Raw genomic sequence first — 24,756 nt, forward strand, 5'->3', positions numbered from 1 at the left:
CTCAGTTCAAGCGTGGAAGTCCAGCGGCTGGCTCGCCTGCCGGCTGGCTTCCCGCGACAGGTTGCCGAAGAACTCTTCCCCCGTCTTGGTGTCGACCCAGGCATCGCCGTCGTGGCGGTAGTGGTACCCGCCACTGCGGGCCGCGAGCCAGATTTCATGCAACGGCTTCTGCAGATTGACGATGATCTGGCTGCCGTTGCCGAAAACGATGGTGATCATGCCGCCCACGCGCTGGTTGTCGATGTCCGCATCGGTCGTCTCGTTGAGGCGGTCGCAGCATCGCTCGATGGCGGCCAGCGCCGCCTCCGCGCGGTCCATGTACTCGGGGTCCGTCATTACAATTAATTTTACCATGTTGAATGTTCGTCAAATTCTAGTGATCGGCGCAAGCCTCACTGCGTTAGGGGTCGGCCTCAGCGGCTGCGGTCTCAAGGGTCCGCTGTATCTGCCGACCGATCCGGTCGCGAGCAAGCGCGCCACACTGCCGCAGGTGCTCACGCCGTCCGTCGGTGGCGCACCGGAAGCAGCAGCCGCACCGGCCGCCGCGGCGTCCGCGCCCGCAGGAGCCGCCAAGTGACGGCCGTTCGCACTCTCCCAGGCCACCCGCACATCGCACGCACGGGCGACGCGCTGCACGTCGAAGGCGTGTCGCTCGCTGCGCTGGCCGCCGAACACGGCACGCCGCTCTTCGTCTACTCGAAGCAATGGATGCTCGACGCACTCGCCGCCTACCAGCGCGGCTTCGAGGGCCGCAACGCCCTGGTCTGCTATGCGATGAAGGCGAATTCCTCGCTGGGCGTGCTGCGCGTGTTCGCCGAAGCCGGCTGCGGCTTCGACATCGTCTCGGGCGGCGAACTGGTGCGTGTGCTGGCTGCCGGCGCCGATCCCGCCAAGGTGATCTTCTCGGGTGTCGGCAAGACGCGCGCCGAGATGCGCCAGGCCCTGGCTGCCGGCATCGCCTGCTTCAATGTCGAGAGCGACGCCGAACTCGAAGTGCTCAACGAGGTGGCGCTTGAAGAAGGCCATCGCGCAGCCGTCAGCATCCGCATCAATCCGAACGTCGACCCGAAGACGCACCCGTACATCTCGACGGGGCTCAAAGGCAACAAGTTCGGCGTGGCGCACGACCATGCACTCGCGACCTACCAGCATGCGGCCTCCTTGCCGGGCCTGCGCGTGCTCGGCATCGACTGCCACATCGGCTCGCAGATCACCGAAGCCTCGCCGTACCTCGATGCGCTCGAGCGTGTGCTCGACCTGGTGGAGGCGATCGAGAAGGCCGGCATTCCGCTGCATCACCTCGACTTCGGGGGCGGCCTGGGCATCGACTACAACAACGACACACCGCCCGCAGCCGATGCGCTGTGGAAGCAACTGCTCGCACGGCTGGACGCGCGCGGTTTCGGCGATCGCCGGCTGGTCGTCGAACCCGGCCGCTCGCTGGTCGGCAATGCCGGTGTCTGCGTGACGGAAGTGCTCTACACGAAGCCTGGCGAGGACAAGAACTTCTGCATCGTCGATGCAGCGATGAACGACCTGCCGCGGCCCGCGATGTACCAGGCTTTCCACCAGATCGTGCCGGTCGCCTCGGCGAGCGGCGTGCTGCCCGTCACCTATGACGTGGTCGGGCCGATCTGCGAGAGCGGCGACTGGATCGGCCGCGACCGCGAGCTCTCGGTCGCATCGGGCGACCTGCTGGCCGTGCTGTCGGCCGGCGCGTACTGCATGGCCATGTCCAGCAACTACAACACGCGCGGCCGTGCTGCAGAAGTGCTGGTCAGCGGCGATCGCGCGACGCTGATCCGCCGCCGCGAGACGCTGGAAGACCAGTTGCTCACCGAGCGCTTCGCGGCTTAGGCGCCTGCACGCGCCCCGGCTGCACACGCGGCTGCGGCGCGCGCTTGCGACGCACGAAGTTCCAGACGCGCCACAGCAGCAGCGCAGCGATGATGGCCGCGTAGACCGACACTTCGGCAAAGTTGTTCTTGCCGGCACGCAGCCAGAAGAAGTGCAGCAGGCCCAGGCCGGCGATCAGGTAGACCAGCTTGTGCAGCAACTGCCAGCGCTTCGGCCCCATCGCCTTGATGGCGCGATTGAACGAGGTCGCAGCCAACGGCGTCAACAGGACGAAAGCCGCGAAGCCCACCAGGATGAAGGGCCGCTTGGCGATGTCCTTGGCGATCTCGGGAATGTCGAAACCCATGTCGAACCAGCTGTATGCGAGCAGGTGGACCACGACGTAGAAATACGCGAAGAGCCCCAACATGCGCCGGTAGCGCGCCAGGCCGTTGAGCTTGGTCATCACGCGCAGCGGCGTGACCGCCAGCACGATGCAGATGAAGCGCAGCGTCCAGTCGCCGGCGGAGCGGATCAGGTACTCGGCCGGATTGGCGCCCAATCCGTCGGTGAACGCGCCATAGACCAGCCACGCGAACGGCAGCAGGCACAGCACGAACACCAGCGGCTTCGCGGCCGGGTGCAGCAGCAGCTTGTTCATGCGCGCAACCGGGTTCAATAGAACTTCTTCAGGTCCATGCCAGCGTAGAGCTGCCCGACCTGCGCTTCATATCCGTTGAACATCTCGGTCTTGCGGCGCTTGGCGAACAGCCCGCCGCCGTCGCCGATGCGGCGTTCCGTCGCCTGGCTCCAACGCGGGTGATCGACGTTCGGATTCACGTTGGAGAAGAAGCCGTATTCGTTGGCCGCAGCCTTGTTCCAGGCCGTGCCGGGCTCCTTCTCGACGAAGCGGATCTTGACGATCGACTTGCCGCTCTTGAAGCCGTACTTCCATGGCACCACGATGCGCACCGGCGCGCCGTTCTGGTTCGGCAGTACCTCGCCATACATGCCGAAGGTCAGCAGCGTGAGCGGGTGCATGGCTTCGTCCATGCGCAGGCCCTCCGCATAGGGCCAGTCGAGCACGCGGGAGCCGACGAAGGGCATGGTCTTCGGGTCGGCCAGCGTGAGGAACTCCACATACTTGGCGTTGCCCTGCGGCTCGACCTTCTTGATCAGCTCGGCCAGCGAATAGCCGACCCAGGGAATCACCATCGACCAACCCTCGACGCAGCGCAGGCGGTAGATCCGCTCTTCCTGCGCGCTGAGCTTGATCAGGTCTTCGATGCCATATTTGCCTGGTTTCTTGACCAGGCCCTCGACCTCGACGGTCCACGGCTGCGTCTTCAAGGTACCGGCGTTCTTGGCCGGGTCGGCCTTGTCGGTGCCGAACTCGTAGTAGTTGTTGTAGGTCGTCGCGTCCTTGTACTCGGTGACCTTCTCCATGGTCTGCGCGCCAGGCACCGCCGACTTGGCGCCCTTCAGCGCGGCGAGCTTGCCGGGTGCCGCCTGGGCGAGCGCGTCACGCGCCGCCCACGAGGCCATCGCTGCACCGGCCACGCCGGTGGCGAGCAGCTTGAGCATGTCGCGCCGGCCTTCGTACGCGCTTTGCGGCGTGATTTCGCTGGAAGCCGGATGGACGAAACCGTTGTCCCTGGAATGAATCAGCATGACGCGCCTTTCGATCGCTGGTGATGTTCACCGTAGTTCGTTGCATAACCTCAAGAGGTTACGCACACCGGCGCATTCCGGTTTCAAAGTGTCCCGTAACTGTGCAGGCCGCTCAGGAACATGTTGACGCCCAGGAAGGCGAAGGTCGTGACCGCCAGCCCGGCCAGCGCCCACCAGGCCGCCACCGTGCCGCGCAGCCCCTTGACCAGCCGCATGTGCAGCCAGGCCGCGTAATTGAGCCAGACGATCAGCGCCCAGGTCTCCTTCGGATCCCAGCTCCAGTAGCCGCCCCAGGCGTCGGCCGCCCACAGCGCGCCGAGCACGGTCGCGATCGTGAAGAAGGCGAAGCCGACGGTGATCGCCTTGTACATGACGTCGTCGAGCACCTCGTTGGCCGGCAGCCGCGCCGCAATGCGCTTGCGGCCCAGCAGGATGCCCGCGGCGATCAGCGCCGAGATGGCCGCATAACCGACCCAGTAGCTGCCGCCAGCCTCCTGCACGCGCTGGCGGAACGCGACCGGAACGAAGCACAGCGCCACGCCGAGCAGCCAGATCGGCGTGAGCCGGTGCCAGCGCGTCTCGTTCGCCTGCTCCTTGATCAGGTAGGCGAAGGCCACCATGGCCGCCAGCGAGAAGGTGCCATAGCCGATGAAGTTGGCTGGCACGTGAAGCTTCATCCACCAGCTCTGCAGCGCAGGCACGAGCGGCTGGATTTCGTGGGCGTCGCGCACCAGCGTGTACCAGAGCAGAAAGCCGACCGCCGCACTGACCACCAGCATCACGAAGGCACCAATGGCGCGCGTGCCGTAGCGCGACTCGAAGTAGAGATAGAACGCGGCGGTGAGCCACGAGAACAGCACGAAGACTTCGTACAGGTTGCTCACCGGGATGTGGCCGATGTCGGGGCCGAGCAGATGACTCTCGTACCAGCGGACCATGGTGCCGATCAGCGCCATCGTGACGCCGGCCCAGGCGATGCGCGAACCGATCAGCTCCATCGCGTCGCCCTGCTTGCCGCCGAACAGGCCGAGCCAGTAGAACATCGTGCTCATGAAGAACAGCACGCTCATCCAGAGGATGGCCGACTGGCTCGACAGGAAATACTTGAGCCAGAACACGGTGTCCGCACGCGCCAGATCGGCCTGGTACGAGCTCACCGCCAGCAGCGACGCGGCCGTGACCACGATGGCCAGCACCCGCAACGGACGCCAGAACCAGCCGAGCCAGATCACGCAGGTCAGCGCGGCCACCAGGATCGGCTTCTCGTAGTAGTCCATCGACCCGCCGTAGCGCGAGAAGGCGAACACGCCACCGGCCAGCACCAGCGCGGCGAAGATCCAGTCGAAGAGATTGCGGCGCGACAGCCAGCCGTCGTTGAGCGTGAGGGTCGTGGTGGTCATGGCTTTGTGTTGTTCCTGAGCGCGAGCAGCTTGTCCTTGAGGTTGCCGAACTCGCGGTCGCTGTCGATGGTGCGGCGGTTCACGGAGAAGGCCATCGTCGCATCGCTGCCGCTGTCATGGGGTTCGAGCCAGATCCACAGCCGACGCTCGCGCACGTACAGCATCGCAAAAATGCCGACGATCAGCAACAGGCAGCCGGTGTAGACCACGCTCTTGCCGGGCGCACGCGCCACCTGGAACACGCTGGCCTGGACCTGCTTGAAGTCGGTCATCATCATCGCGACCGGTGCCGGATAGAAATGCGCGTCGCTGATGGCGAGCACCGCCTGCGTCAGGTAGGCCTGCGAACTCTCGTCGCTGGGCAGCGCGGCCAGGCCCGCCGATTCGCGGCTGAGGTTGAGCACCTCGAAAAGCACGTCGTTCAGGATGCGCACCAGCACGCCGCCAGCGCGCTCGCGCTCGCTCTCGGGCACGTTGGCCTCCATGAACTCGGCGATCGCCTGCCAGCCGCCCGCGCTCTGCGCATCGGGCCGGGCGCGCTCGGAGCCCGCGAACAGCGCCAGTGCGCGCGTGGCCGAGACGCGCAGTTGCTCCGCGAGGTCGGGACGCTTCGGGTCGGTCGCGCGCGCGATGTAGCGCTCGACCGCGCGCGCGCGCAGGTCGGCGTCGCCCAGCGCTGCACGCATGCGCACGAAACCGTCCATGGAGCCTTGCGCATCGGCCGGAACACGCAGGTAGCGGAACGGGTCTTCGGGCCGATCACGCACGCCCAGCAGGAACACGGGCTGTCCGTCGCCGGTGTCCACCGGCAGCATGTAGTTCTGGTACTCGCGCGCCTGGCCCGCCGCATCGCGCAGCTTGTAGCCGATGCTCGGCCCGATGTTGCGCAGCGTCTTCGGCTTGTCGGTCTTGTTGGCCGCACCGAACCGCGATTCGATGCTGTGGCGCAGGTCGACCTTGCGCACGTCGGCGCCGCTGGTGAGCGCGCCGTTGGCACCGTCCGCGAAGTTCTCGACGTTGATCACGCGCAATGCCGCATATTCGAGCGTGAGCTTCTCGGCGCCGTTGCTGATCTCGGTGCTCCCGCCGATCGTGCCGTCGACCTCGAACGGCTTGGCCGCTGCGGCCATCGGCACGGCCTTGAGCTTCACGTTCGAGCCGCCGTCATCGAAGCTGGACTGGTAGATCTCGACGCCCTTGTAGCTCGCCGGATGGTTGACCTCGATGCGCGCAGGCACCTGCTCGCCAGTCGCGCGATCGTGCAGCACGACCTCGCTGGCGAACAGCTTCGGCATGCCGGTCGAGTAGTAGTCGACGATGAACTTCTTGAGCTCGATCGAGAACGGCAATTCCTGCAGCAGCACGCCGTCGGACTGGTTCAGGATCGCGACGCTGGACTGCCCGCCCTCGGGCACCAGGATGTTGCCGCGGAAGGTCGGGTTGCTCGGCGACAGCCGGTGCTCGGCGGGCACGTCGGCGATCATGCCGCCGCCAGTGAACACGCTCTTGCCGTTGAACCAGGTCTGGGCACGGACCACCAGGTCGCCGTCGAACAAACCGCCCAGGCAGATCAGGACGATCGCGCTGTGCGCCGCGATGTAGCCCAGCTTGTGCGCCCCGCCGGCGCGGGCCGCGACCATCCAGCCGGCCTGCCCCGCAGTGCGCTGCTGCAGCTTGACCTTCCAGCCTCCGCCGGCAAGCAACGCACCGATGCGCTGCGCGGCAGCCTCGGGCGCCTCTTCCAGCGAAGTTTCGGCCCGCTGTCCGAAAGCCCTGAGGCTCTGGGCGCGGATGCCTTCCTTGAGGTTCTTCAGGTCGCGAAGGATGTGCGGCGTGTTGCGGGAGATGCACAGCGACGTGCTGATCACCAGGAACAGCAGGATCAGCAGGAACCACCAGGCGCTGTAGATCGCGTCGAGCCGCGCGACGCGGAAGAACTCGGCCCAGAACGGACCGAACTGGTTGATGTAGTTGCCGAGCGGCTCGTGCTGCTTGAGCACGGTGCCGATGATCGACGCGATGCAGATGACGGTGAGCAGCGCGATCGCGAAGCGCATCGAAGAAAACAGCTCGACGGCCGCGCGAACCACTTGCGGGCCGCGACGGACACGAAGGCCGTGGGTGGACACTGACATTGAATCTGGCGGTCGCTGGAAACAAAAAAGCGGGCCATCCTGTTTCGGATCGGCCCGCCTTGTTGGGTGTGTTTATGGGCGGTTAGTTCAACTTCACGGCCACTCGCGACACGCCGTGCGCGAAGGCTTGCGCTGTATCAACGGAGACCGGCAATGTAGTCGGCGACGGCCTTGATCTCGCGGTCGTTCAGCTTGGCGGCCACGCCCGTCATCTGCGGGCTGTTCAGGCGCACACCGTCGCGGAAGGCCACGAGCTGCGCCGTCGTGTAGTCGGCGTGCTGGCCACCCAGGCGCGGGTACTGCGCGGGGATGCCGGCGCCGTTCGGGCTGTGGCAGCCGGCGCAGGCGGCGATCTGGCGATCGGCGATGCCGCCGCGGTAGATCTTCTCGCCGAGTGCGACCAGGTCCTTCTCCTTCGAGAAGCCGGTCTTGACGTTCTTGGAGCCCACGAACCACGCGATGTTTCGCATGTCTTCGTCGGAGAGCGCGGACGCCAGCGGCTTCATGATCGCGCTCTTGCGCTTGCCGGACTTGAAGTCCTGCAGCTGCTTGAGGATGTATTCGGGATGCTGCTGCGCCAGCTTCGGATTGCTTGCGATCGCCGAATTGCCGTCCGCGTTGTGGCAGGACGCGCAACTCTGGCTGTTGGCGGGTGTCGCATTGAAGACAGTGTCGCCCTTCGCGGGATCGGGTTTGGCCGGTTTGGCCACCGCCGCTGCGGCTGGAGCCGCTGCATGTTCATCGGCTGCGTAGCTGGCACTGAAGGCCATGCCCACGAGGGCTGCAAGCATAAATTTGGCAAACAACTTCATATCGGGGGCTTGGATTTATGGCGCTAGGGACTTGGATTTATGGCGCAAAACCGCGCGATTCTACAATGGCAGCCCGTTCCGAAAGCCTCTTTGATGACCTCCCCAACGCCCTCACCGGCCCCCGCGACGCCGCCCACCACGACGGCTGCCGCCCCCGACCGGGCCCGCACTGCGATGGGCTGGCTCCACACCGCGCACTTCCTCACCAGCGCGCCCCAGCTGGAACACCTGCCCGCGCTCGACCTGCCCGAGATCGCATTCGTCGGCCGCTCGAACGCCGGCAAGTCGACGGCCATCAACACGCTGACGCAGCAGACGCGCCTGGCCTTCGCGTCGAAGACGCCCGGCCGCACCCAGCACATCAACCTGTTCGGTGTCGGCAAGCAGAAGATCGACGACGCGGTGCTGGCCGACCTGCCGGGCTACGGCTACGCCGCCGTGCCGAAGGAAGCGAAGCTGCGCTGGCAACGCGTGATGGGCAACTACCTGATCACCCGCCAGAGCCTGCGCGGCGTGGTGCTGATGTGCGATCCGCGCCACGGCCTGACCGAGCTCGACGAGATCCTGCTGGACGTGATCCGTCCCCGCGTCACGGAAGGCCTCAAGTTCCTGGTGCTGCTGACGAAGGCCGACAAGCTCACGCGCGCCGATGCGAACAAGGCGCTGTCGATCATGCGACTGCAGGCCGGTGGCGGTGAGGTCAAACTGTTCTCCGCGCTGAAGAAGCAGGGCGTCGAAGAAGCTGCCGAACTGCTCCATCGCTGGGCCCACCCCGACGCGCCCTGAACGGACTCGTCTCGTCGACCGTCCTGTCAGGGCACCGTCCCACGCCGAATGGCATCAGGAGACAAGACAGATGATCGAGACCTTCCAGCGCGTGCTGCCCAACGGCACCACGCTCAGTTGCCGCGCCAGCGGAACACCCGGCCGTCCGCTGATGGTGTTTCTTCATGGTTTTCCCGAGGGCGCCTTCATCTGGGATGAGCTGCTCGCGCACTTCGCGCAGCCGGCGCACGGCGGCTACCGCTGCGTGGCGCCGAACCTGCGCGGCTTCGAGGCCTCGAGCGCACCGGCCGAGGTGCCGGCCTATCGGGCGCATCTGCTGCTCCAGGACATCCAGCAGTTGGTCGCGACCGAGAGCACCGACGGCACCATCGCCACGCTGGTCGCGCACGACTGGGGCGGCGCGTTCGGCTGGGGATATGCCAACGCCTTCGGCGCGCAGGTCGGCCGGCTGGTGATCATCAACTCGCCGCACCCGGGCACCTTTGCACGCGAACTCCGCGACAACCCGGCGCAGCGGGAAGCAAGCGCGTACATGAACTTCCTGGCCCGGCCCGATGCCGAGGCCTTGCTTGCCGAAGACGACTTCCGCCGTCTCTGGCCGTTTTTCGAAGGCATGAAGGCGGGTGCGGACGGCTTCGGCTGGCTCACCGAGCCGGTGAAGGACCAGTACCGCGCACTCTGGCGCCACGGCCTGACGGGCGGCTGCAATCTGTACCGCGTCACGCCGCTCAAACCCGCCATGCCCGGCCACGGCGCCCCCGACATCGCCATCCCGCCGCGCGAACGTCTGACCGTCCACGTGCCGGCCCTGGTGCTGTGGGCGATGGACGATGCGGCGCTGCTGCCCGGACTGCTCGACGGGCTGGACGACTACGTGAAGGACCTGACGATCCACAAGGTTCCCGGCGCGACCCACTGGATCATCCATGAGCGCCCCGCCTTCATCGCTGCGGAGATCGAGGCCTTTCAGCACCGCCGCTGAGCCCGGCCCGGTGGTCAGTAGACCGTCGGTTCGCCTTCAGGCCGTGTCTTGAAGCGCCGGTGCACCCAGTAGTACTGCGACGGCATCCGGTCGATGTAGCCCTGCAGCCGCTCGTTCATGAGGGCGGTGTCGGCCGTGGCGTCGTCGCTCGGGAAGTTCTGCCAGGCCGGCAGCACCTCGATGTCGTAGCCTTCGGGCGTGAGCCTGGACACCACCGGCACCACCTTCGCCCGGCCAAGCCGCGCAAAGCGCGACAGCGACGGCACGGTGGCCGCCTGCACGCCGTAGAACGGCACGAACACGGTCTGCTCGCGACCGAAATCCATGTCCGGCAGCAGATAGAGCAGGCCGCCCTTGCGCAGCCCCGCGACGATCGGCTTGATGCCCTCGCTGCGGTTCAGCGTGACGACGTTGCCGAAGCGCTTGCGCCCCTCGCGGATCCAGGCGTCGACCACCGGATCGCTCTGTGTCGAATAGATCGTGGTCGATGCGCGCGCGGTGTGCATGGTCAGCGCCGTGGCCGCCGCATCGAGGCCGTAGAAATGCGGCGCGAACAGGATCATCGGCGCGTCGCCGTGGGCGATCTCATCGATCTCCGGCGCCGCACCGACCACCCGCAAGCGCCGCTTCACCAGCGCTTCGGGTGCGTGCCACAACCAGGCCCGATCGAGCCACGACTGGGCCGCGAGCACGAAGGTCTCGCGCGCGATGCGGTGCCGCTCTTCGGCGGACTTCTCTGGAAAGCACAGCGCGAGATTGGTCGCGACCACGTGCCGCCGCGGCACCGCGACCACGTACAGCACGCGACCCAGCGCCACGCCGAGTCCGCGCACCACCGGCAGCGGCAGGTGCGAGAGCGACTGCATGAAGCGAATGCCCAGGCGCGACCCGAAACTCATCGCCCGCCTCCGTCGACGGGCGCGTGGATGCGCTCGGCCTTCGGCTCCTTGTAGCGCGCGTAGTCCCAGACATACTGGCCCGGCAGGCTGCGGATCAACTTCTCGATGCCCGCATTCATCGCGGCAGCCGCAGCCTCCGGCGTGGCCTTGGGATCGTTCAGCGCGGTGCCGTCGAATGGCTCGCAACGGATCGCGTAGCCCTTGCCACCGGGCAGGCGCTCGCAGACACCCAGGAAGACCTTGGCACCGGTCTGCTGCGCCAGGCGTGGCAGCAGCGTCATCGTGTAGGCCGGCCGGCCCAGGAACGGCGCCCAGACGCCCTGCCCCAGCGGTGGCACCTGATCGGGCAGCAGCCCGGTGTAGCCGCCGTTGCGCAGGGCGCGCATCAGCCCGCGCACGCCGACCACGCTGGTCGGCAGGGTCTGCAGACCGGCGCGGTCGCGCGCGCCGGCCACGAGCTCGGCGATCCAGGCCTTGCGCGACGGCCGGAACAGCGCGGTCAGCGGTCCGTAGGCGTCCAGATAGCGCTCGGCCATCGCCTGCGCGTACATCTCCCAGCTGCCCAGGTGCGGGGTGATGAAGATCACGCCCTTGCGCTCGGCCATGGCGACCTCGAAGGCCTCCAGGCCTTCCCAGCGCACGACGCGCGGCAGCACGCTTTCGCCCTGCGGACGCAGCCAGAGCCAGGGCAGTTCCGACACCATGGCGCCGGCCGCGCCGATCGCGGGACGGTACTGGTCGGGCGTGAAGCCGGCGGCCTCGGCATTGGCCTTGAAGCGCTGCCGATAACCCGGTGACGTCCACCACACGAGCCAGCCGAAGCACACGCCGAGCCGATGCATCAGGGGCAGCGGTATGCGGGCAAGCAATCGGAAGAGAACAGTCATCAAGGCAAGGGAAGGGGGCAGGACGCGCACGCAAGCAAGGACTTGCGAGGCTCGAATAGAATCCAAATTGTCGCTGAGTTATGGAACTACTTGCAGGGCGACACGCACAAGCGCCAGGCGATTGTGCACGTGCCGGCAACGGCATTCTGCTAAAGCGTTCGCCAAAGCTCTCCAGGCTGGCAACGCGCCAACTGAACCGATGGAGCTTTTATCTCAATGGCGAACGATTTCCTCTTCACCTCCGAATCCGTTTCCGAAGGCCACCCCGACAAGGTCGCCGACCAGATTTCCGACGCGATTCTCGATGCCATCTTCGAGCAGGACCCGCGCAGCCGCGTGGCCGCCGAAACGCTGACCAACACCGGTCTGGTCGTGCTGGCAGGCGAGATCACCACCAACGCGCACGTCGACTACATCCAGGTCGCGCGCGACACGATCAAGCGCATCGGCTACGACAACACCGACTACGGCATCGACTACAAGGGTTGCGCCGTGATGGTCTGCTACGACAAGCAGTCCAACGACATCGCGCAAGGCGTCGACCATGCGTCCGACGACCACCTGAACACCGGCGCCGGCGACCAGGGCCTGATGTTCGGCTATGCCTGCGACGAGACGCCCGAGCTGATGCCCGCGCCGATCTACTACGCGCACCGCCTGGTCGAACGCCAGGCGCAACTGCGCAAGGACGGCCGCCTGCCTTTCCTGCGTCCCGACGCGAAGAGCCAGGTCACGATGCGCTACGTCGACGGCAAGCCGCACAGCATCGACACCGTCGTGCTGTCGACGCAGCACCATCCCGACCAGAGCGAGACCTCGACCAAGATGAAGGCCTCGTTCGTCGAAGCCGTGATCGAGGAGATCATCAAGCCGGTGCTGCCGAAGGAATGGCTGCAGAACACGCGCTACCTGATCAACCCGACCGGCCGTTTCGTCATCGGTGGCCCGCAAGGCGACTGCGGCCTGACCGGCCGCAAGATCATCGTCGACACCTATGGCGGCGCCTGCCCGCACGGCGGTGGCGCGTTCTCGGGCAAGGACCCGTCGAAGGTCGACCGCTCGGCCGCCTATGCCGCACGCTACGTGGCCAAGAACATCGTGGCCGCCGGCCTGGCGCGCCAGTGCCAGATCCAGGTCGCCTACGCGATCGGCGTGGCCGAGCCGATGAACATCACGGTCTACACCGAAGGCACCGGCGTGATCCCCGACGACAAGATCGCCGAGCTGGTGCGCGAGCATTTCGACCTGCGCCCGAAGGGCATCATCCAGATGCTCGACCTGCTCCGCCCGATCTACCAGAAGACCGCCGCCTACGGCCACTTCGGCCGCGAAGAGCCCGAGTTCACCTGGGAAGCGACGACGCAGGCGGCTGCGCTGCGCGCCTCGGCCGGTCTCTGATCCGCGTCGCCTGAAAGCCAGCGCCCGTTTCGACGGCCGCGGGCTTTTTGCTTTCTTGGGTTCGGGGCTTGTGGACGGGCTCGAGGGCGATGGGTGACTCCTTCCGCTCATGTCCCCGGCGTGCGGCCTCCTCCTCGACTTCGCTGCAGGAGTCACCCACCACCCTCGGCCTGGGCACGCTCCGAACACCGATCAAGCGACCCCGGGAAAGCGCACCGTCACCAGCAGCCCATGGGACTCCCGGGGATTCGCCGAAAGCGCCACGTCCGCATCAAAGGCCCGCGCGATCTCGCGGACGATCGCCAGGCCCAGGCCCGTTCCTTCGGTGTCCTGCGACACGCGATAGAAGCGCTCGAACACGCGCTCCCGGACCTCGGCCGGGATGCCCGGGCCGTTGTCTTCGACCGTGAGCTCGACACCTGACGCAACCGTGCGCACGCCCACGGTGACACGGCCGCCCTCCTGCGTGTAGCGCAACGCGTTGTCCAGCAGGTTCGCCACCAGCGCGTCGAGCAGCGCGGGCTGCGCCATGACCCGCGCGGCGCCCGGCGCGTCGGGCGCATCCAGGCCGAGATCGATGTCGCGGCGATCGGCCAGCGCGGCCAGCTGCTCGACGCAGCGCAGCGCGACCCCGGCGAGGTCCACCGGCTCCAGCCCCGTGTGCGCGTCGCCGTGCTCGGCCTGCGCCAGCAGCAGCAGCTTGTTCGTGACCGCGACCAGGCGCCGGTTGCTGGTCTGCATCTCGACCCACATCGCGTCCATGTCGGCGCGCCGCGTGTCCCAGTCCTGGCGATGCTGGCGCGTGTAGCGCGCGTACTCGATCTGCGAGGCCTGCATCGCGAGCGGCGTGCGCAGCTGGTGGGCGGCATCGGCGATGAAGCGGCGTTGTGCTTCGGAATGCGCGCGCAGCTGGCGCACGAAGCGGTTGATCGTGTCGGCGACCGGCCGCAGCTCGGTGTGCAGCGCACGCGTGTCGACCACCAGGTCGAGGTGCATCGGATCGCGTTCGGCCAGTTGCTGGCTCAGGCGCAGCACCGGCCGCAGTTCCAGCGTCAGCGCGACGGTGGTCAGCACCACGGCGAGCACCAGCGCGATCAGCAGGTAGTCGACCGACGGCCACCACAGCGCGCGCAGCATGTGGTCGCGGCTGCCGGTGGTCTTGCCGACCGCGATCGTGATGTCGCGTGCGCCGGCCACGTCGAACATCGAGCGCGTGGTCACCACGGCACGCAGGTCGAAGCCGGAAAAGCGCGTGTCGTACCACTGCGCACGGTCGGCGCCCTCGGGCCTGCGCACCGCCGGCAGCGGGAAGTCGGGCGAGCCGGCCAGCAGTTCGCCGGACGCGCTGATCACGCTCAGGAACACGCGGTCGTGCTCGGGCGAGACGAACAGGCTCAGCGCCGACGGCGGCACGCTGGCCTGCACGTTGTCGCCCTCCCAGATCAACCGGTCCGACAGCACCTTGGCCGACGCCAGCAGGTCGCGGTCCTGCACGTAGTCGGCCACGTCGGCCGCATTGCGCCAGCTCAGGTAGCCGCAGACCGCGACGAACAGCGACAAGGGCAGCAGCAGCCACATCGCCAGGCGGATGCGCAGGCTGGCCAGCACGCTAGTCCTCCTGCCGTGTCCGCAGCAGGTAGCCGACGCCGCGCAAGGTGATGATGGTCGCCTGGCTGGCCTCGAGCTTCCTGCGCAGGCGATGGATATAGATGTCGACCGCGTCGGCGCTGGGTTCGTCGTCGAGCCCGAACATGGCATCGATCAGCGCCTGCTTCGACACCGTGCTGCCGTTCTTGAGCATCAGCGTCTCGAGCAGCGTGCGCTCGCGCGGCGGCAGCGCGAGGTCGTCGCCGGCGAGCACGAACTGGCGGGTGCGCAGGTCGTAGCGCAGGTCGCCGCAGGCGATGTCGTTGGCCTTGCCGGGCATCTGCCGACGCACCAGCACCTTGATGCGCGCCACCAGTTCGCGGATCTCGAAGGGCTTGACGAGGTAGTCGTCGGCACCGATCTCCAGGCACAGCACCTTCTGGTCGAGCGATGCCGTGGCCGTGAGGATGATCACCGGCACCTCGTCGCCGCGCTCGCGCAGGCGGCGCAGCACCGCCTTGCCCGACAGCTGGGGAATGTTGAGGTCCAGCAGCACCACGTCGTAGCGCGCCTGCGCCAGCAACCGGTCGGCCGCATCGCCGTTCTCCACATGGTCGACCACGAAGTCCTGCTCGCGCAGCAGGCTGGACAGCCAGTGGGCGAGTTGCGGGTTGTCTTCGATGAGCAGCAGCTTCATGGGGGTCTGGCGGTGATGGATTCTAGGAAGACCTTTCGCATGCGCGCTGCCCTAGGGATAACCATGAGGATTTCCGCAGCGCAGCGAAAGCTGGCCGAAGGATGCCGATTTCTAGACTGGCTCCGTCCAGCGGCAATGGCGCCGGACGTCCATACAACACATCCCGCCAGGAGACCCGAGACCATGTCCACGTTCATCCGCACCGCACGCCTCGCTTCGCGCCGCACCCTGCTCGCCGCCGCCATCTGCACCGCCATGGCCGCCGCCGCACCCTTCGCCCAGGCCGCCGAAGCGCCGATCACCATCATGGTCGGCGGCATCAACAAGATCATCTACCTGCCCGCCAAGCTCACCGAGGCGCTCGGCTACTTCAAGGACGAAGGCCTGAACGTCGAGCTGCAGTCGCAACCGGCCGGTGTCGATGCCGAGAACCAGCTGATCGCCGGCGCCGTGCAGGGCGTGGTCGGCTTCTACGACCACACCATCGACCTGCAGAGCAAGGGCAAGGACATCGAAGCCATCGCCGTGTTCTGCAAGGTGCCGGGCGAAGTCGAGATGGTGTCGACCAAGGCGTCCGACGCCGGCTTCAAGTCGATGGCCGATGCCAAGGGCGGCAAGACGCTCGGCGTGACCGGCCTGGGCTCGTCCACCGACTTCCTCACGCGCTACCTGGCGGATCGCGCAGGCGTGGCGTCGAAGGAGTATTCGCTGCTGCCGGTCGGCGCGGGCAACACCTTCATCGCGGCCATCAAGCAGGACCGCATCCAGGCGGGCATGACGACCGAACCGACCGTGTCCGAACTGCTCAAGACCGGCGACGCCAAGGTGCTCGTCGACCTGCGCACCGAAGCCGACACCGTCAAGGCGCTGGGCGGCGTGTACCCCGCGGCCAGCCTGTACGTGCAGAACGCCTGGGCCGACGCGCACAAGGCCGAAGCCGCCAAGCTGGCGCACGCCTTCGCGCGCACCATGGAATACATCCACACCCACAGCGCGGCGGAGATCGCCGAGAAGGTGCCGCGCGACTACTACGGCAACGACAAGGCGCTGTACGTCGAGGCGCTGAAGGCTTCGCTGCCGATGTTCACCACCGACGGCAAGATGCCCGAAGGCGGCCCGGAAACGGTGCTGAAGGTGCTGGCCGCCAACAAGCCGTCGATCAAGAGCAAGAACATCGACCTGTCGAAGACCTACAGCAACGCCTACCTGGCAGCGGCGGCGAAGTGACCATGCGAGACGGAGCCCCCGCAGGCCGGACCACGACGTCCGCCATCGAATTCCGCGACGTGTCGCTGCGCTTCATCTCGCAGGACGGCAACGCCACCGTGGCGCTGCGCAACTTCAGCATGTCGGTGGCGCGCGGCGAGTTCGTCGCCATCGTCGGCCCGACGGGCTGCGGCAAGTCGACCACGCTGAACATGATCACCGGCCTGCTCAAGCCCACCGTGGGCGAGGTGCAGGTGATGGGCCAGCCGGTGACGGGCATCGACCCGCGCATCGGCTTCGTGTTCCAGGCCGACGCCGTGTTCCCGTGGCGCAGCGTGGAAGACAACGTGGCCGCCGGCCCGATGTTCCGCGGCAAGCCGAAGAAGGAAGCCATGGCGCTCGCGCAGGAATGGATCCATCGCGTCGGCCTGGCCAAGTTTGGCAAGCACTACCCGCACCAGCTGTCGGGCGGCATGCGCAAGCGCGTGGCGCTGGCCCAGACCTTCATCAACAACCCGGAGATCCTGCTGATGGACGAGCCCTTCTCGGCGCTCGACATGCAGACCCGTACGCTGATGCAGGACGAGCTGCTGCAGCTGTGGTCGGGCAATGGCGGCTCGGTGGTCTTCATCACCCACGACCTGGAAGAAGCCATCGCGCTGGCCGACCGCGTGTTCGTGCTGTCGGCGCGCCCCGGCACGCTCAAGCGCGTCTACGAGATCGACCTGCCGCGCCCGCGCGTGATGTCCGAAGTGCGCTACGACCCGAACTTCGTCGAGCTCTCCAAGCACATCTGGAACGACCTGCGCGAAGAGGTCGTCATCGCATGAACACGTCCCCACGGAACCCTGCCATGTCCACCCTTTCTCCGCAGACCAACGCGCTGCCGGCTTCGCTCAGCGACGAAGCGCTCGCGCGCGAATCCGAGATCGCGCAAGCCGCCATCCGCCGCCGTCGCAGCATGATCATCGCCCTGCGGCTGATCGTGCTGGTCGTCATCCTCGGCGGCTGGGAGATCTCGGCGCGCTACAAGCTGATCGATCCGTTCTTCTATTCGATGCCGTCGATGATCTGGGAACAGATCGTCGAATGGATGCGCGACGGCACGTCGCAAGGCCCGCTCTGGACGCAGGTGCTGGTGACGCTCGAGGAGACGGTCATCGGCTTCCTGATCGGCTCGGTCGCCGGCGTGGTGTGCGGCATCCTGCTGGGCCGCAACAAGCTGCTGTCGGACGTGTTCAGCCTCTACATCCAGATCGCCAACTCGATCCCGCGCGTGGTGCTCGGCTCGATCTTCGTGATCGCGCTCGGCCTGGGCATGGCGTCGAAGGTGGCACTGGCGGTGGTGATGGTGTTCTTCGTGGTCTTCGGCAACGCCTTCCAGGGCGTGCGTGAAGCCGACAAGTACATGATCGCCAACGCGCAGATCCTCGGTGCGTCGCCGCGCCAGCTGACCACGGCGGTGGTGATTCCGTCGGCGATGTCCTGGATCCTGGCGAGCCTGCATGTGAGCTTCGGCTTTGCGCTGGTCGGCGCAGTGGTCGGCGAATTTCTCGGCGCCAAGGAAGGCATCGGCCTGCTGATCTCGACGGCTCAGGGCGCGTTCAACGCGAGCGGCGTGTTCGCCGCGATGATCGTGCTGGCCGTGGTTGCATTGGCTGCCGATTTCCTGCTGAGCCGGATCGAGAAGCGGCTGTTGAAGTGGCGGCCTGCGACGTTCTGATGCCACGGCTCTGGGTCCTTCGAGTCGCTCAGCGCTGCGGGTGCATGCAAGCATGCGCGGGCAGCCTGGGCGGCGGCTCGGGCCGGCGGGGTGCACTCCTCCGCGAATGTCCCCCGGCCTGCGGCCTCCTCCTTGATTTCGCTGCGGAGTACACCCCACCGGCCCGAGCCTGGTAACGACAGTGGGTGATCGCGCTGCGCGACACGGCGCCTCCCAGGCCCGAGGGTGATGGGTGACCCCTGCAGCGAAGTCAAGGAGGAGGAGCGGACGCAGTCCGATCCGGGGGACATGAGCGGAAGGGGTTACCCATCGCCCTCGGGCCCGCCAACCAAGTCACCGCATCACGTCACCGTCTTCAAACGGCATCAGGCGTTACGGCGCATCACAGCCACAGCCTCGATCTCCACCAGCACCGGCGCGATCAACCCCGAAATGACGGTCGATCGCGCCGGTGCCGTTTCCGGTGCAAAGCGTTCGCCGTACGCCGCGTTGAAGGCCGGATAGTCCGCACCGTCGACCAGCCACACGGTGGTCTTCACCACGTCGGCCAGCGTGCAGCCGGCACGCACGAGGATCGCCTCGATCATGTCGAGCGCCACATGCGTCTGGCCTGCGATGTCCGGCGCCGCGGGCTTGCCGTCGCGCATCGGCACCTGGCCCGACACGAAGACCAGCGGACCATCGGCGACCACCGCTGGCGAGATCGGCTGCGTCAGGCCAGCCCGCACCACCGGCGGACCGACATGCGTGATCGCGTCCATCGGCTCAGTCCGCCGTCGCGCCCGAGGCCTTCACGATGTGCGCCCACTTCACGGCCTCGCCCTGGATGAAGGTCTTGAACTCCGCCGGGCTGCTGCCGCCCAGCGTGAAGCCGCGCGAGCCGAAGTATTCCTGGATGTCCGGGCTCGCAAGCGCCTTGTTCACTTCGCGGTTCAATTGCTCCACGATCGCCGGCGGCGTGGCGGCCGGCGCGAACAGACCTTGCCACGACAGCGCCTCGAAGCCCGGATAGCCGCTCTCGGCGATGGTCGGCACATTGGGCAGCATCTTGTGGCGCTGCGCCGAAGTCACGGCGATCGGCAACACCTTGCCCGCCTCGACCTGCGGCCACACCACCAGGAAGTCGCCGAACATGGTGTCGATCTGGCCGCCCATCAGGTCGGTCAGCGCGCCCGCGCTGCCGCGGTACGGGATGTGAAGCATCGACACCTTGGCGGCCAGCTTGAACATCTCGCCGGTCAGGTGCATCGAGGTGCCGTTGCCCGGCGAGCCATAGCTGATCGAACCCGGCTTGGCCTTGGCCGCGGCCACCAGTTCCTTCACCGTCTTCGGCGCGAAATTCGGGTTGCGCACCAGCACCAGCGGCGACGACACCACCAGCGACACCGGCGCGAAATCCTTCACCACGTCGTAGGGCAGCTTGGGATAGAGCGCCGCGCTGATCGCATTGGTGCCGGTCACGCCCATCAGCAGCGTGTAGCCGTCGGGCGCCGACTTGGCGACGTAGTCGGAACCGATGGTGCCGCCGGCACCGGCGCGGTTGTCGACGATCACGGGCTGGCCCCACACCGCGCCGAGCTTCTCGCCGATGCGGCGCGCCAGCAGGTCGGTGCTGCCGCCAGGCGGGAAGGGCACGACGATGCGGATCGGCTTGTTGGGATAGGCCTGCGCGGCGGCCCATGCGGGCAGCAAGGCCAGCGCGGCAGCGGCGACGGCGCCCTTCAGCGCGGCGCGCTTGCTGATGTTCTTCAGAGTCCTGAAGGCGTGGGTGGAGTTCATCGGTTCGTTCCTTGGTTCGCTGTGGGGTTCATGGACAAAGTTTCAGAACGCGGCGGGCGCGTCCGGCACTGCGCCCCAGCCGCCACCACCGGCCGTCTCGATCACGAGGCGGTCGCCGGCCAGCCAGTCGACGCGGGCGCGCGCGCCCAGGGTTTCGATGCTTCCGTCGGCGCGCAACATCTGCGCCACGGCCGAGGCGCCCGGGCCGCCGCCCTGCGCGCCGCGGGCCTGGCTCACGTGGCGCTCGCCGCGGTACGACAGCAGCGCGCGGCCTTCGAGCAGCCGGTAGACGCGCCGCACGCCGCCGCCGCCGCGGTGCAGCCCAGCGCCGCCGGAGCCGTCGCGGATCGCGTAGCACTCGACCTGCAGCGGCGCCTCGCTCTCGATCACTTCGACCGGCGTGTTGCGCGCATTGCCGATGTCGGTCGACACGCCCGAGCGGCCATCGCCGAGCGCACTCGCGCCGGCACCGCTCGCGATGATTTCGGTGAGCATCCAGCGCCGGCCGTCGTCGCGCGTGCCGCTGATCGACATCACCGTCGCCACGCCCGCATGCGGCGCGACCGACACGCCCGTGCCGGCCTGCGACCAGGCGCCGAGCATCGCGTTGCAGGCCAGCTTGACGGTCGCGGTGCGCGCGTTCACGGCAGCCGGAAGGTCGGGATTGACGACGCTGCCCGGCGGCAGGTGCAGCGTGAGCGGCGCCAGGCAACCTGCGTTGTTGGGCGCATCGGGCGCCAGCGTTCGCATGAAGAAGAGCGCGGCCGACAGCACGCTGCCCGGCGACGCGTTGATGGGCCCGCGCACCTGCGTCGAGCTGCCCGTGAAGTCGATCGCGATCGCGTCGCCGCGCTTGGTCAGCGTGACCGCGATGCGCACCGGCGTGGCGTCGATGCCGTCGCCGTCGAGCTGGTCCTGCCACGACCATTCGCCGTCGGGCGCCGCGCGCAGGGCGGCGCGCGTCATCTGCTCGGCCTGTGCGATCAGCGCGTCGCAGGTCGGGGCGAAGACCTCGCCGGTACGCGCAGCCAGCGCGGCGAGCTCGCGCGCGCCGAGGCTCACGGCCGACCACTGGGCGGCCAGGTCGCCCTGCAGGTTGACCGGCGTGCGGCTGTTGGCTTCGAGGATGCTGCGGATGCCTTCGTCGACGCCCACGGCACTGCGCCAGCGCAGCGGCGGCAGGCGCAGGCCTTCCTGGTAGATCTCGGTCGCGTTCGGCGGAATCGAACCGGGCGCCATGCCGCCGACGTCCTGGTGATGCAGGCAGGTCGCGGCCAGCGCGATGACCGTGCCGCCGTGCAGCACCGGCCGCAAGACGATCAGGTCCGGCAGGTGCGTACCGCCCGACCACGGGTCGTTCATCAGGTAGCCGTCGCCCTCGGCCATGCCGTGCGCCGGAAAGCGCCGCAGCACGCCGGCCACGGCCGGTATGAGCGAACCCAGCAGCAGCGGCAGCGAGCGCGCCTGCGCCAGCAGCCGGCCATCGGGCAGGAACAGCGCCGCGGCGCAGTCGCCACCCTCGCGGGCGATCGACGAATAGGCGGCGCGCATCATGCCGCTCTGCATGCGATCGACCACGCCCTGCAGCGCGAGGCGCAGGGGTTCCATGTGGGCGGCGACCGAGGTCGTGGCGTGCATCGTGTTCATGCCTCGCTCTCCCCGACCGCATGAAGCGGTGTGAGCGACAGGGAGTCGTCGTCCAGCCGCGACCACTGCCAGCCGGCCGGCACCCAGACCGTGGTCATCGCCGCGAACAGCGCCTGCGGACCACGTCCGGAAGGCGCAAGGCCTTGCCAGGCGCTGACGGCCGGCGCGGCCGAAACGGCATCGGCATCGAAGGGCGCGGGCTGCGGCAGCGGCTGCTCGATCACGGCGCGCAGCAGCCGCACCTGCACCGCATGGCCGCCAGGCGCCGCACCGCGCAATTGGGTGTGCCGTGCCTCGAAGCGCCGTTGAAGCATGTCGACGGTGTCGACGCCGGGCTGCCATGGCACGTCGATCGGGAACTCCTGCCCCGCATTGCCGAGCGCCAGGTCCCAGCGCACGGTGACGGCGGCGTCGACGGGCACCAGGTCGGCGGCGAGCTGCTCCGCACGCTGCAGCCCGGCGCCATCGAAGGCCCATTCGCAGGTGCGTTCGAGCGTGCGCGTGGGCAGCGCGCACAGCATGCCGAGCGCGGCGATCACGCCGGCCTGCGGCAGCACGCGGACCTGCGTGATGCCGGCCAGTTCGGCGACTTCCGCCGCGTGCTGCGCGCCACCGCCGCCGGCCGCGACGAGCAGCGCATCGGACGGATCGAGTCCGCGCTGAAAGCTGCGCATCTTGAGCGCCTCGGCCATCGCCGCCGCCGCGGTGCGCACGACCGACGCTCCAGCGACCTGCGCCGCGATGCCGAGCGGCGCAGCCACGTCGCGCACGATCGCGGCCTCGGCCGCATCCCGGTCGAGCGCGACGCCGCCGGCCAGCCTGGCGGGCAGCCGACCGAGCAGGCACAGCGCGTCGGTCAGCGTGGCGCGGTCGCCGCCGAGCCCGTACGCGGCCGGGCCGGGCCAGGCGCCCTGCGAGCGCGGGCCGAGCCGCAACGCGCCGCCGGCCAGCACCTGCACCACGCTGCCACCGCCGACCGACAGCGAGTCGACATCGGCGCAGCGCAGCCGCAGGGACAGATCGCCGCACTGCAAGGTCTCGGCGAAGGCCGGCCGCCCGTGCTCGACCAGCCCGATGTCGGTGCTGGTGCCGCCGACGTCGATGGCCAGCAGCGACGCGGGCAGGCCGGGCTGGCCCTGCAGGCTCGCGGCCACGCCCTGCAGCGCGGCGCAGGGCCCGGACATCGCCAGGCTCACCGGCCGTGCCGCGACATCGCGCCAGGCGCCAGTGCCGCCTTCGGAGCGCATCAGAAAGGGTTCGGGCAGGCCGCGCACCGCGAGCGCCGCGGCCAGCTCGCGCAGGTAGTCGCTGACCATCGGATTGCAGTAGGCGTCGAGCGCGGTCGTGAGGAAGCGCTCGAACTCGCGCGGCTTCGGATCGACCTCGGACGAGCACGAGATGAAGACCTCGGGCAGCCGCGCCCGCAAGGCGTCGGCCACGTGCTGCTCGTGCGCGGCGTTGCGGTGCGCGAACAGCAGGCAGACGGCGATCGCGCGCACGCCCGCATCGGCGATCGCCTGCGCGATGGCATCGACACCCGACAGGTCGAGCGCTGCCGTTTCGCGCCCTTGCGCATCGATGCGGCCGGCGATCTCGAAGCGCAGGTGCGCGGGGAACAGCGCGGCCTCGGGCACCGCGGGCGCGATCACCGGCGCATACAGCGCGCGCCGGTCCTGGCGCGCGAGGGCAAGCACGTCGCGCATGCCGGCCGTGGTGACGACGGCGATCGGCGGCGCGTTCTGTTCGAGCAGCAGGTTGGTGACCACGGTCGAGCCGTGCACGATGCGGGCCACCTCGCCGGGCGCGATGCCGTTCTCCGCACAGAGCCGGTCGATGCCGGCGAGCACCGGCGCCGCGAGCTGGCCCGCCACGCGCGGGTGCTTGAGGCTCAGCAGACGGCCGTCCGAGCCGGCCGCGACCACGTCGATGAAGGTACCGCCCATGTCGACACCGATCGACCAGCGCGTGCGGTCGACGCCGTGGGCGTGCGCGGCGGCGTTCATCGAAAGCGGCCCGGCGCGAACGGTGCCAGGTCGACCTGCGTCGGCCGTCCGGCGACGAGGTGCGCGACTTCGCGGCCCGTGCTGGCGCCCATGCACATGCCCATGTGGCCGTGCCCGAAGGCGAGCCAGGCGTTCTCGGCCTTCTCCGCGCGGCCGACGACCGGCAGGCTGTCGGGCATCGACGGCCGGTGGCCCATCCAGCGCGTGACCTCGGACGTGTCGAGATGCGGAAACAGCTGCTGCCCCTGCTTGAGCAGCGCGTCGGCGCGGGCGTAGTTCGGCGGCGCCTTCAGCCCGGCGAATTCGACCGTGCCGGCGAGCCGCAAGCCCATGGCCATCGGGTTGACCATCAGGTTGTGCTCGACCGCCATCACGGTGTGGCGCAGCCCGAGGTTCGAGCTGCGCACGGTGACGTGGTAGCCGCGCTGCGTCTCCAGCGGCACGCGGCTGCCGAGCTGCGCGGCGAGCGGCGCCGACCAGGCGCCCGCGGCCACGACCACGCCGTCGACCGCGAGCGGCTCGCCACTGTCGAAGCGCACGCCGGTGACGCGTCCGCCCTGCCGCTCGAAGCCGGTCGCCCGGCGCCGGTCGGTGCGTGCGCCCAGCGCCACGCAGTGCGCATGCAGCGCCTTGACGAGCGCGGACGGGTCGCTGGTCGACCCGTTGTCGGGCGCGAGGATGCCGAAGCGGAAGCGGCCCTTGAGGTCGGGCTCCAGGTGTTCGAGTTCGTCGCGCTCGACATCGACCAGCTTGACGCCCAGCGAGCGGCGCAGGTTCATGCCCCACTGCCATTGCGCGGCCGTTTCACGCGAGGAATAGACATAGAGGCAGCCGCTGCGGCGCACCAGCGACTGCGCACCGGCCTCGGCCAGCAGCGGGTCGTAGCAATCGAAAATGGGTTCGAGCAGGCTGCGCAGCGCAGTGGCGATGCGCGTGACTTCCTCGCGGCTCGAATGCTGGAGCATGCGCACGAGCCAGGGCAGCACGACGGGGGCATAGCCCCAGCGCACGGTGAGCGGGCCGAGCGGATCGAGCAGCCAGCGCGGCACCTTCTTCCACATCTTCGGCATGCCGACGGGCAGGCAGGCACTGGGCGACAGCGAGCCCGCGTTGCCGAAGGAGCAGGCTTCGCCCGGCTCCAGCGGATCGATGAAGGTGACTTGATGACCGTCGCGCTGCAGCCAGGCGGCAGTGCAGACGCCCACGATTCCGGTTCCGATGACGGCAATGTGCATGGCGGCGGATTCTGGGAAGCGCCTGCACATCAGGCAAGCCAATTGTTTTGATGTGCCCATCAGAAATTTTGAT

At 68.1% G+C, this 24,756-nt stretch carries 23 protein-coding genes; 8 read left to right on the plus strand and 15 right to left on the minus strand.

The features are described from left to right. Positions 1 to 6: 6 nt before the first annotated feature. Entirely contained in the window at positions 7 to 336 is a 330-nt protein-coding gene (cyaY, locus tag AC07PZ_RS22310; RefSeq protein WP_495297328.1) for an iron donor protein CyaY, read from the minus strand. Between the two features lie 16 nt (positions 337 to 352). Between cyaY and lptM the strand changes: the two genes are divergently transcribed. Further along, the gene (gene lptM / locus AC07PZ_RS22315) at positions 353 to 577 is read left to right on the plus strand and encodes an LPS translocon maturation chaperone LptM (protein WP_495297329.1); all 225 of its coding nucleotides are present in this window, start codon (positions 353 to 355) and stop codon (positions 575 to 577) included. Further along, complete coding sequence (gene lysA / locus AC07PZ_RS22320) at positions 574 to 1,857, plus strand: diaminopimelate decarboxylase (RefSeq protein WP_495297330.1); 1,284 nt, start codon at positions 574 to 576, stop codon at positions 1,855 to 1,857. Before lptM ends, lysA begins: the two co-directional genes overlap by 4 nt. Here the strand turns inward: lysA and msrQ are convergent. From msrQ to AC07PZ_RS22345, 5 genes are all read right to left on the minus strand, one after another. Further along, positions 1,835 to 2,497, minus strand: a complete 663-nt coding sequence (gene msrQ, locus AC07PZ_RS22325; protein ID WP_495297331.1) for a protein-methionine-sulfoxide reductase heme-binding subunit MsrQ — start codon at positions 2,495 to 2,497, stop codon at positions 1,835 to 1,837. The genes lysA and msrQ overlap by 23 nt on opposite strands. A 14-nt stretch (positions 2,498 to 2,511) precedes the next feature. After that, the gene (gene msrP, locus AC07PZ_RS22330; RefSeq protein ID WP_495297332.1) at positions 2,512 to 3,507 is read right to left on the minus strand and encodes a protein-methionine-sulfoxide reductase catalytic subunit MsrP; all 996 of its coding nucleotides are present in this window, start codon (positions 3,505 to 3,507) and stop codon (positions 2,512 to 2,514) included. 83 nt (positions 3,508 to 3,590) lie between these two features. Next, positions 3,591 to 4,907 (minus strand): c-type cytochrome biogenesis protein CcsB, encoded by a 1,317-nt coding sequence (ccsB, locus tag AC07PZ_RS22335; protein WP_495297333.1) that lies wholly within the window; start codon positions 4,905 to 4,907, stop codon positions 3,591 to 3,593. Further along, positions 4,904 to 7,042 (minus strand): cytochrome c biogenesis protein ResB, encoded by a 2,139-nt coding sequence (locus AC07PZ_RS22340; RefSeq protein ID WP_495297334.1) that lies wholly within the window; start codon positions 7,040 to 7,042, stop codon positions 4,904 to 4,906. Before AC07PZ_RS22340 ends, ccsB begins: the two co-directional genes overlap by 4 nt. Positions 7,043 to 7,179: 137 nt before the next feature. Further along, positions 7,180 to 7,854: a c-type cytochrome gene (locus tag AC07PZ_RS22345; protein WP_495297335.1), complete on the minus strand. Its 675-nt coding sequence runs from the start codon at positions 7,852 to 7,854 to the stop codon at positions 7,180 to 7,182. Positions 7,855 to 7,947: 93 nt separating this feature from the next. On the opposite strand from AC07PZ_RS22345, the gene yihA reads away from it, so the two are divergent. Then, complete coding sequence (gene yihA, locus AC07PZ_RS22350) at positions 7,948 to 8,640, plus strand: ribosome biogenesis GTP-binding protein YihA/YsxC (protein WP_495297336.1); 693 nt, start codon at positions 7,948 to 7,950, stop codon at positions 8,638 to 8,640. Positions 8,641 to 8,710: 70 nt separating this feature from the next. Continuing rightward, positions 8,711 to 9,622 (plus strand): alpha/beta fold hydrolase, encoded by a 912-nt coding sequence (locus AC07PZ_RS22355; protein WP_495297337.1) that lies wholly within the window; start codon positions 8,711 to 8,713, stop codon positions 9,620 to 9,622. 14 nt (positions 9,623 to 9,636) lie between these two features. Here AC07PZ_RS22355 and AC07PZ_RS22360 read toward each other — a convergent pair whose 3' ends face one another. Beyond that, on the minus strand, positions 9,637 to 10,521 hold the full coding sequence (locus AC07PZ_RS22360; RefSeq protein ID WP_495297338.1) for an LpxL/LpxP family acyltransferase: 885 nt from the start codon (positions 10,519 to 10,521) through the stop codon (positions 9,637 to 9,639). After that, positions 10,518 to 11,408: a lysophospholipid acyltransferase family protein gene (locus tag AC07PZ_RS22365; RefSeq protein WP_495297339.1), complete on the minus strand. Its 891-nt coding sequence runs from the start codon at positions 11,406 to 11,408 to the stop codon at positions 10,518 to 10,520. Before AC07PZ_RS22365 ends, AC07PZ_RS22360 begins: the two co-directional genes overlap by 4 nt. Positions 11,409 to 11,624: 216 nt before the next feature. On the opposite strand from AC07PZ_RS22365, the gene metK reads away from it, so the two are divergent. Next, on the plus strand, positions 11,625 to 12,806 hold the full coding sequence (gene metK, locus AC07PZ_RS22370; RefSeq protein ID WP_495297340.1) for a methionine adenosyltransferase: 1,182 nt from the start codon (positions 11,625 to 11,627) through the stop codon (positions 12,804 to 12,806). Between the two features lie 192 nt (positions 12,807 to 12,998). On the opposite strand, the gene AC07PZ_RS22375 is transcribed toward metK, so the two are convergent. Continuing rightward, on the minus strand, positions 12,999 to 14,414 hold the full coding sequence (locus AC07PZ_RS22375) for a sensor histidine kinase (protein ID WP_495297341.1): 1,416 nt from the start codon (positions 14,412 to 14,414) through the stop codon (positions 12,999 to 13,001). 1 nt (position 14,415) lies between these two features. After that, positions 14,416 to 15,090 (minus strand): response regulator, encoded by a 675-nt coding sequence (locus AC07PZ_RS22380; protein WP_495297342.1) that lies wholly within the window; start codon positions 15,088 to 15,090, stop codon positions 14,416 to 14,418. Positions 15,091 to 15,273: 183 nt separating this feature from the next. On the opposite strand from AC07PZ_RS22380, the gene AC07PZ_RS22385 reads away from it, so the two are divergent. Genes AC07PZ_RS22385 through AC07PZ_RS22395 form a run of 3 tightly spaced genes read left to right on the plus strand, consistent with a single transcriptional unit; the run spans position 15,274 to position 18,019 of the window. Then, positions 15,274 to 16,317 (plus strand): ABC transporter substrate-binding protein, encoded by a 1,044-nt coding sequence (locus tag AC07PZ_RS22385; RefSeq protein WP_495297343.1) that lies wholly within the window; start codon positions 15,274 to 15,276, stop codon positions 16,315 to 16,317. Between the two features lie 2 nt (positions 16,318 to 16,319). Beyond that, entirely contained in the window at positions 16,320 to 17,126 is an 807-nt protein-coding gene (locus AC07PZ_RS22390) for an ABC transporter ATP-binding protein (RefSeq protein WP_495297344.1), read from the plus strand. 23 nt (positions 17,127 to 17,149) lie between these two features. Beyond that, on the plus strand, positions 17,150 to 18,019 hold the full coding sequence (locus AC07PZ_RS22395; RefSeq protein ID WP_495297345.1) for an ABC transporter permease: 870 nt from the start codon (positions 17,150 to 17,152) through the stop codon (positions 18,017 to 18,019). A 365-nt stretch (positions 18,020 to 18,384) separates the two neighbouring features. Here AC07PZ_RS22395 and AC07PZ_RS22400 read toward each other — a convergent pair whose 3' ends face one another. The 5 genes from AC07PZ_RS22400 to AC07PZ_RS22420 are packed head-to-tail and all read right to left on the minus strand — an operon-like array spanning position 18,385 to position 24,683. Further along, complete coding sequence (locus AC07PZ_RS22400) at positions 18,385 to 18,780, minus strand: RidA family protein (RefSeq protein WP_495297346.1); 396 nt, start codon at positions 18,778 to 18,780, stop codon at positions 18,385 to 18,387. Positions 18,781 to 18,784: 4 nt separating this feature from the next. Further along, positions 18,785 to 19,798 carry a tripartite tricarboxylate transporter substrate binding protein gene (locus AC07PZ_RS22405; protein ID WP_495297347.1) on the minus strand — a complete coding sequence of 338 codons (1,014 nt, stop codon included), beginning with the start codon at positions 19,796 to 19,798 and terminating at the stop codon, positions 18,785 to 18,787. 42 nt (positions 19,799 to 19,840) lie between these two features. Then, a complete protein-coding gene (locus AC07PZ_RS22410; RefSeq protein WP_495297348.1) occupies positions 19,841 to 21,445 on the minus strand; it encodes a hydantoinase B/oxoprolinase family protein in 1,605 nt (534 codons plus the stop codon). After that, a complete protein-coding gene (locus AC07PZ_RS22415) occupies positions 21,442 to 23,448 on the minus strand; it encodes a hydantoinase/oxoprolinase family protein (protein WP_495297349.1) in 2,007 nt (668 codons plus the stop codon). Before AC07PZ_RS22415 ends, AC07PZ_RS22410 begins: the two co-directional genes overlap by 4 nt. Further along, positions 23,445 to 24,683 carry an NAD(P)/FAD-dependent oxidoreductase gene (locus AC07PZ_RS22420; RefSeq protein ID WP_495297350.1) on the minus strand — a complete coding sequence of 413 codons (1,239 nt, stop codon included), beginning with the start codon at positions 24,681 to 24,683 and terminating at the stop codon, positions 23,445 to 23,447. Before AC07PZ_RS22420 ends, AC07PZ_RS22415 begins: the two co-directional genes overlap by 4 nt. Positions 24,684 to 24,756: the final 73 nt, after the last annotated feature.

This window comes from Variovorax sp. GW821-FHT10B04, assembly GCF_059415645.1.

Coding starts and splice junctions, on each gene's coding strand:
- cyaY (WP_495297328.1), bottom strand. CDS start 336: ATGACGGACCCCGAGTACATGGACCGCGCGGAGGCGGCGCTGGCCGCC.
- lptM (WP_495297329.1), top strand. CDS start 353: ATGTTGAATGTTCGTCAAATTCTAGTGATCGGCGCAAGCCTCACTGCG.
- msrQ (WP_495297331.1), bottom strand. CDS start 2,497: ATGAACAAGCTGCTGCTGCACCCGGCCGCGAAGCCGCTGGTGTTCGTG.
- msrP (WP_495297332.1), bottom strand. CDS start 3,507: ATGCTGATTCATTCCAGGGACAACGGTTTCGTCCATCCGGCTTCCAGC.
- ccsB (WP_495297333.1), bottom strand. CDS start 4,907: ATGACCACCACGACCCTCACGCTCAACGACGGCTGGCTGTCGCGCCGC.
- AC07PZ_RS22340 (WP_495297334.1), bottom strand. CDS start 7,042: ATGTCAGTGTCCACCCACGGCCTTCGTGTCCGTCGCGGCCCGCAAGTG.
- AC07PZ_RS22345 (WP_495297335.1), bottom strand. CDS start 7,854: ATGAAGTTGTTTGCCAAATTTATGCTTGCAGCCCTCGTGGGCATGGCC.
- yihA (WP_495297336.1), top strand. CDS start 7,948: ATGACCTCCCCAACGCCCTCACCGGCCCCCGCGACGCCGCCCACCACG.
- AC07PZ_RS22355 (WP_495297337.1), top strand. CDS start 8,711: ATGATCGAGACCTTCCAGCGCGTGCTGCCCAACGGCACCACGCTCAGT.
- AC07PZ_RS22360 (WP_495297338.1), bottom strand. CDS start 10,521: ATGAGTTTCGGGTCGCGCCTGGGCATTCGCTTCATGCAGTCGCTCTCG.
- AC07PZ_RS22365 (WP_495297339.1), bottom strand. CDS start 11,408: ATGACTGTTCTCTTCCGATTGCTTGCCCGCATACCGCTGCCCCTGATG.
- metK (WP_495297340.1), top strand. CDS start 11,625: ATGGCGAACGATTTCCTCTTCACCTCCGAATCCGTTTCCGAAGGCCAC.
- AC07PZ_RS22380 (WP_495297342.1), bottom strand. CDS start 15,090: ATGAAGCTGCTGCTCATCGAAGACAACCCGCAACTCGCCCACTGGCTG.
- AC07PZ_RS22385 (WP_495297343.1), top strand. CDS start 15,274: ATGTCCACGTTCATCCGCACCGCACGCCTCGCTTCGCGCCGCACCCTG.
- AC07PZ_RS22390 (WP_495297344.1), top strand. CDS start 16,320: ATGCGAGACGGAGCCCCCGCAGGCCGGACCACGACGTCCGCCATCGAA.
- AC07PZ_RS22395 (WP_495297345.1), top strand. CDS start 17,150: ATGTCCACCCTTTCTCCGCAGACCAACGCGCTGCCGGCTTCGCTCAGC.
- AC07PZ_RS22400 (WP_495297346.1), bottom strand. CDS start 18,780: ATGGACGCGATCACGCATGTCGGTCCGCCGGTGGTGCGGGCTGGCCTG.
- AC07PZ_RS22405 (WP_495297347.1), bottom strand. CDS start 19,798: ATGAACTCCACCCACGCCTTCAGGACTCTGAAGAACATCAGCAAGCGC.
- AC07PZ_RS22410 (WP_495297348.1), bottom strand. CDS start 21,445: ATGAACACGATGCACGCCACGACCTCGGTCGCCGCCCACATGGAACCC.
- AC07PZ_RS22415 (WP_495297349.1), bottom strand. CDS start 23,448: ATGAACGCCGCCGCGCACGCCCACGGCGTCGACCGCACGCGCTGGTCG.
- AC07PZ_RS22420 (WP_495297350.1), bottom strand. CDS start 24,683: ATGCACATTGCCGTCATCGGAACCGGAATCGTGGGCGTCTGCACTGCC.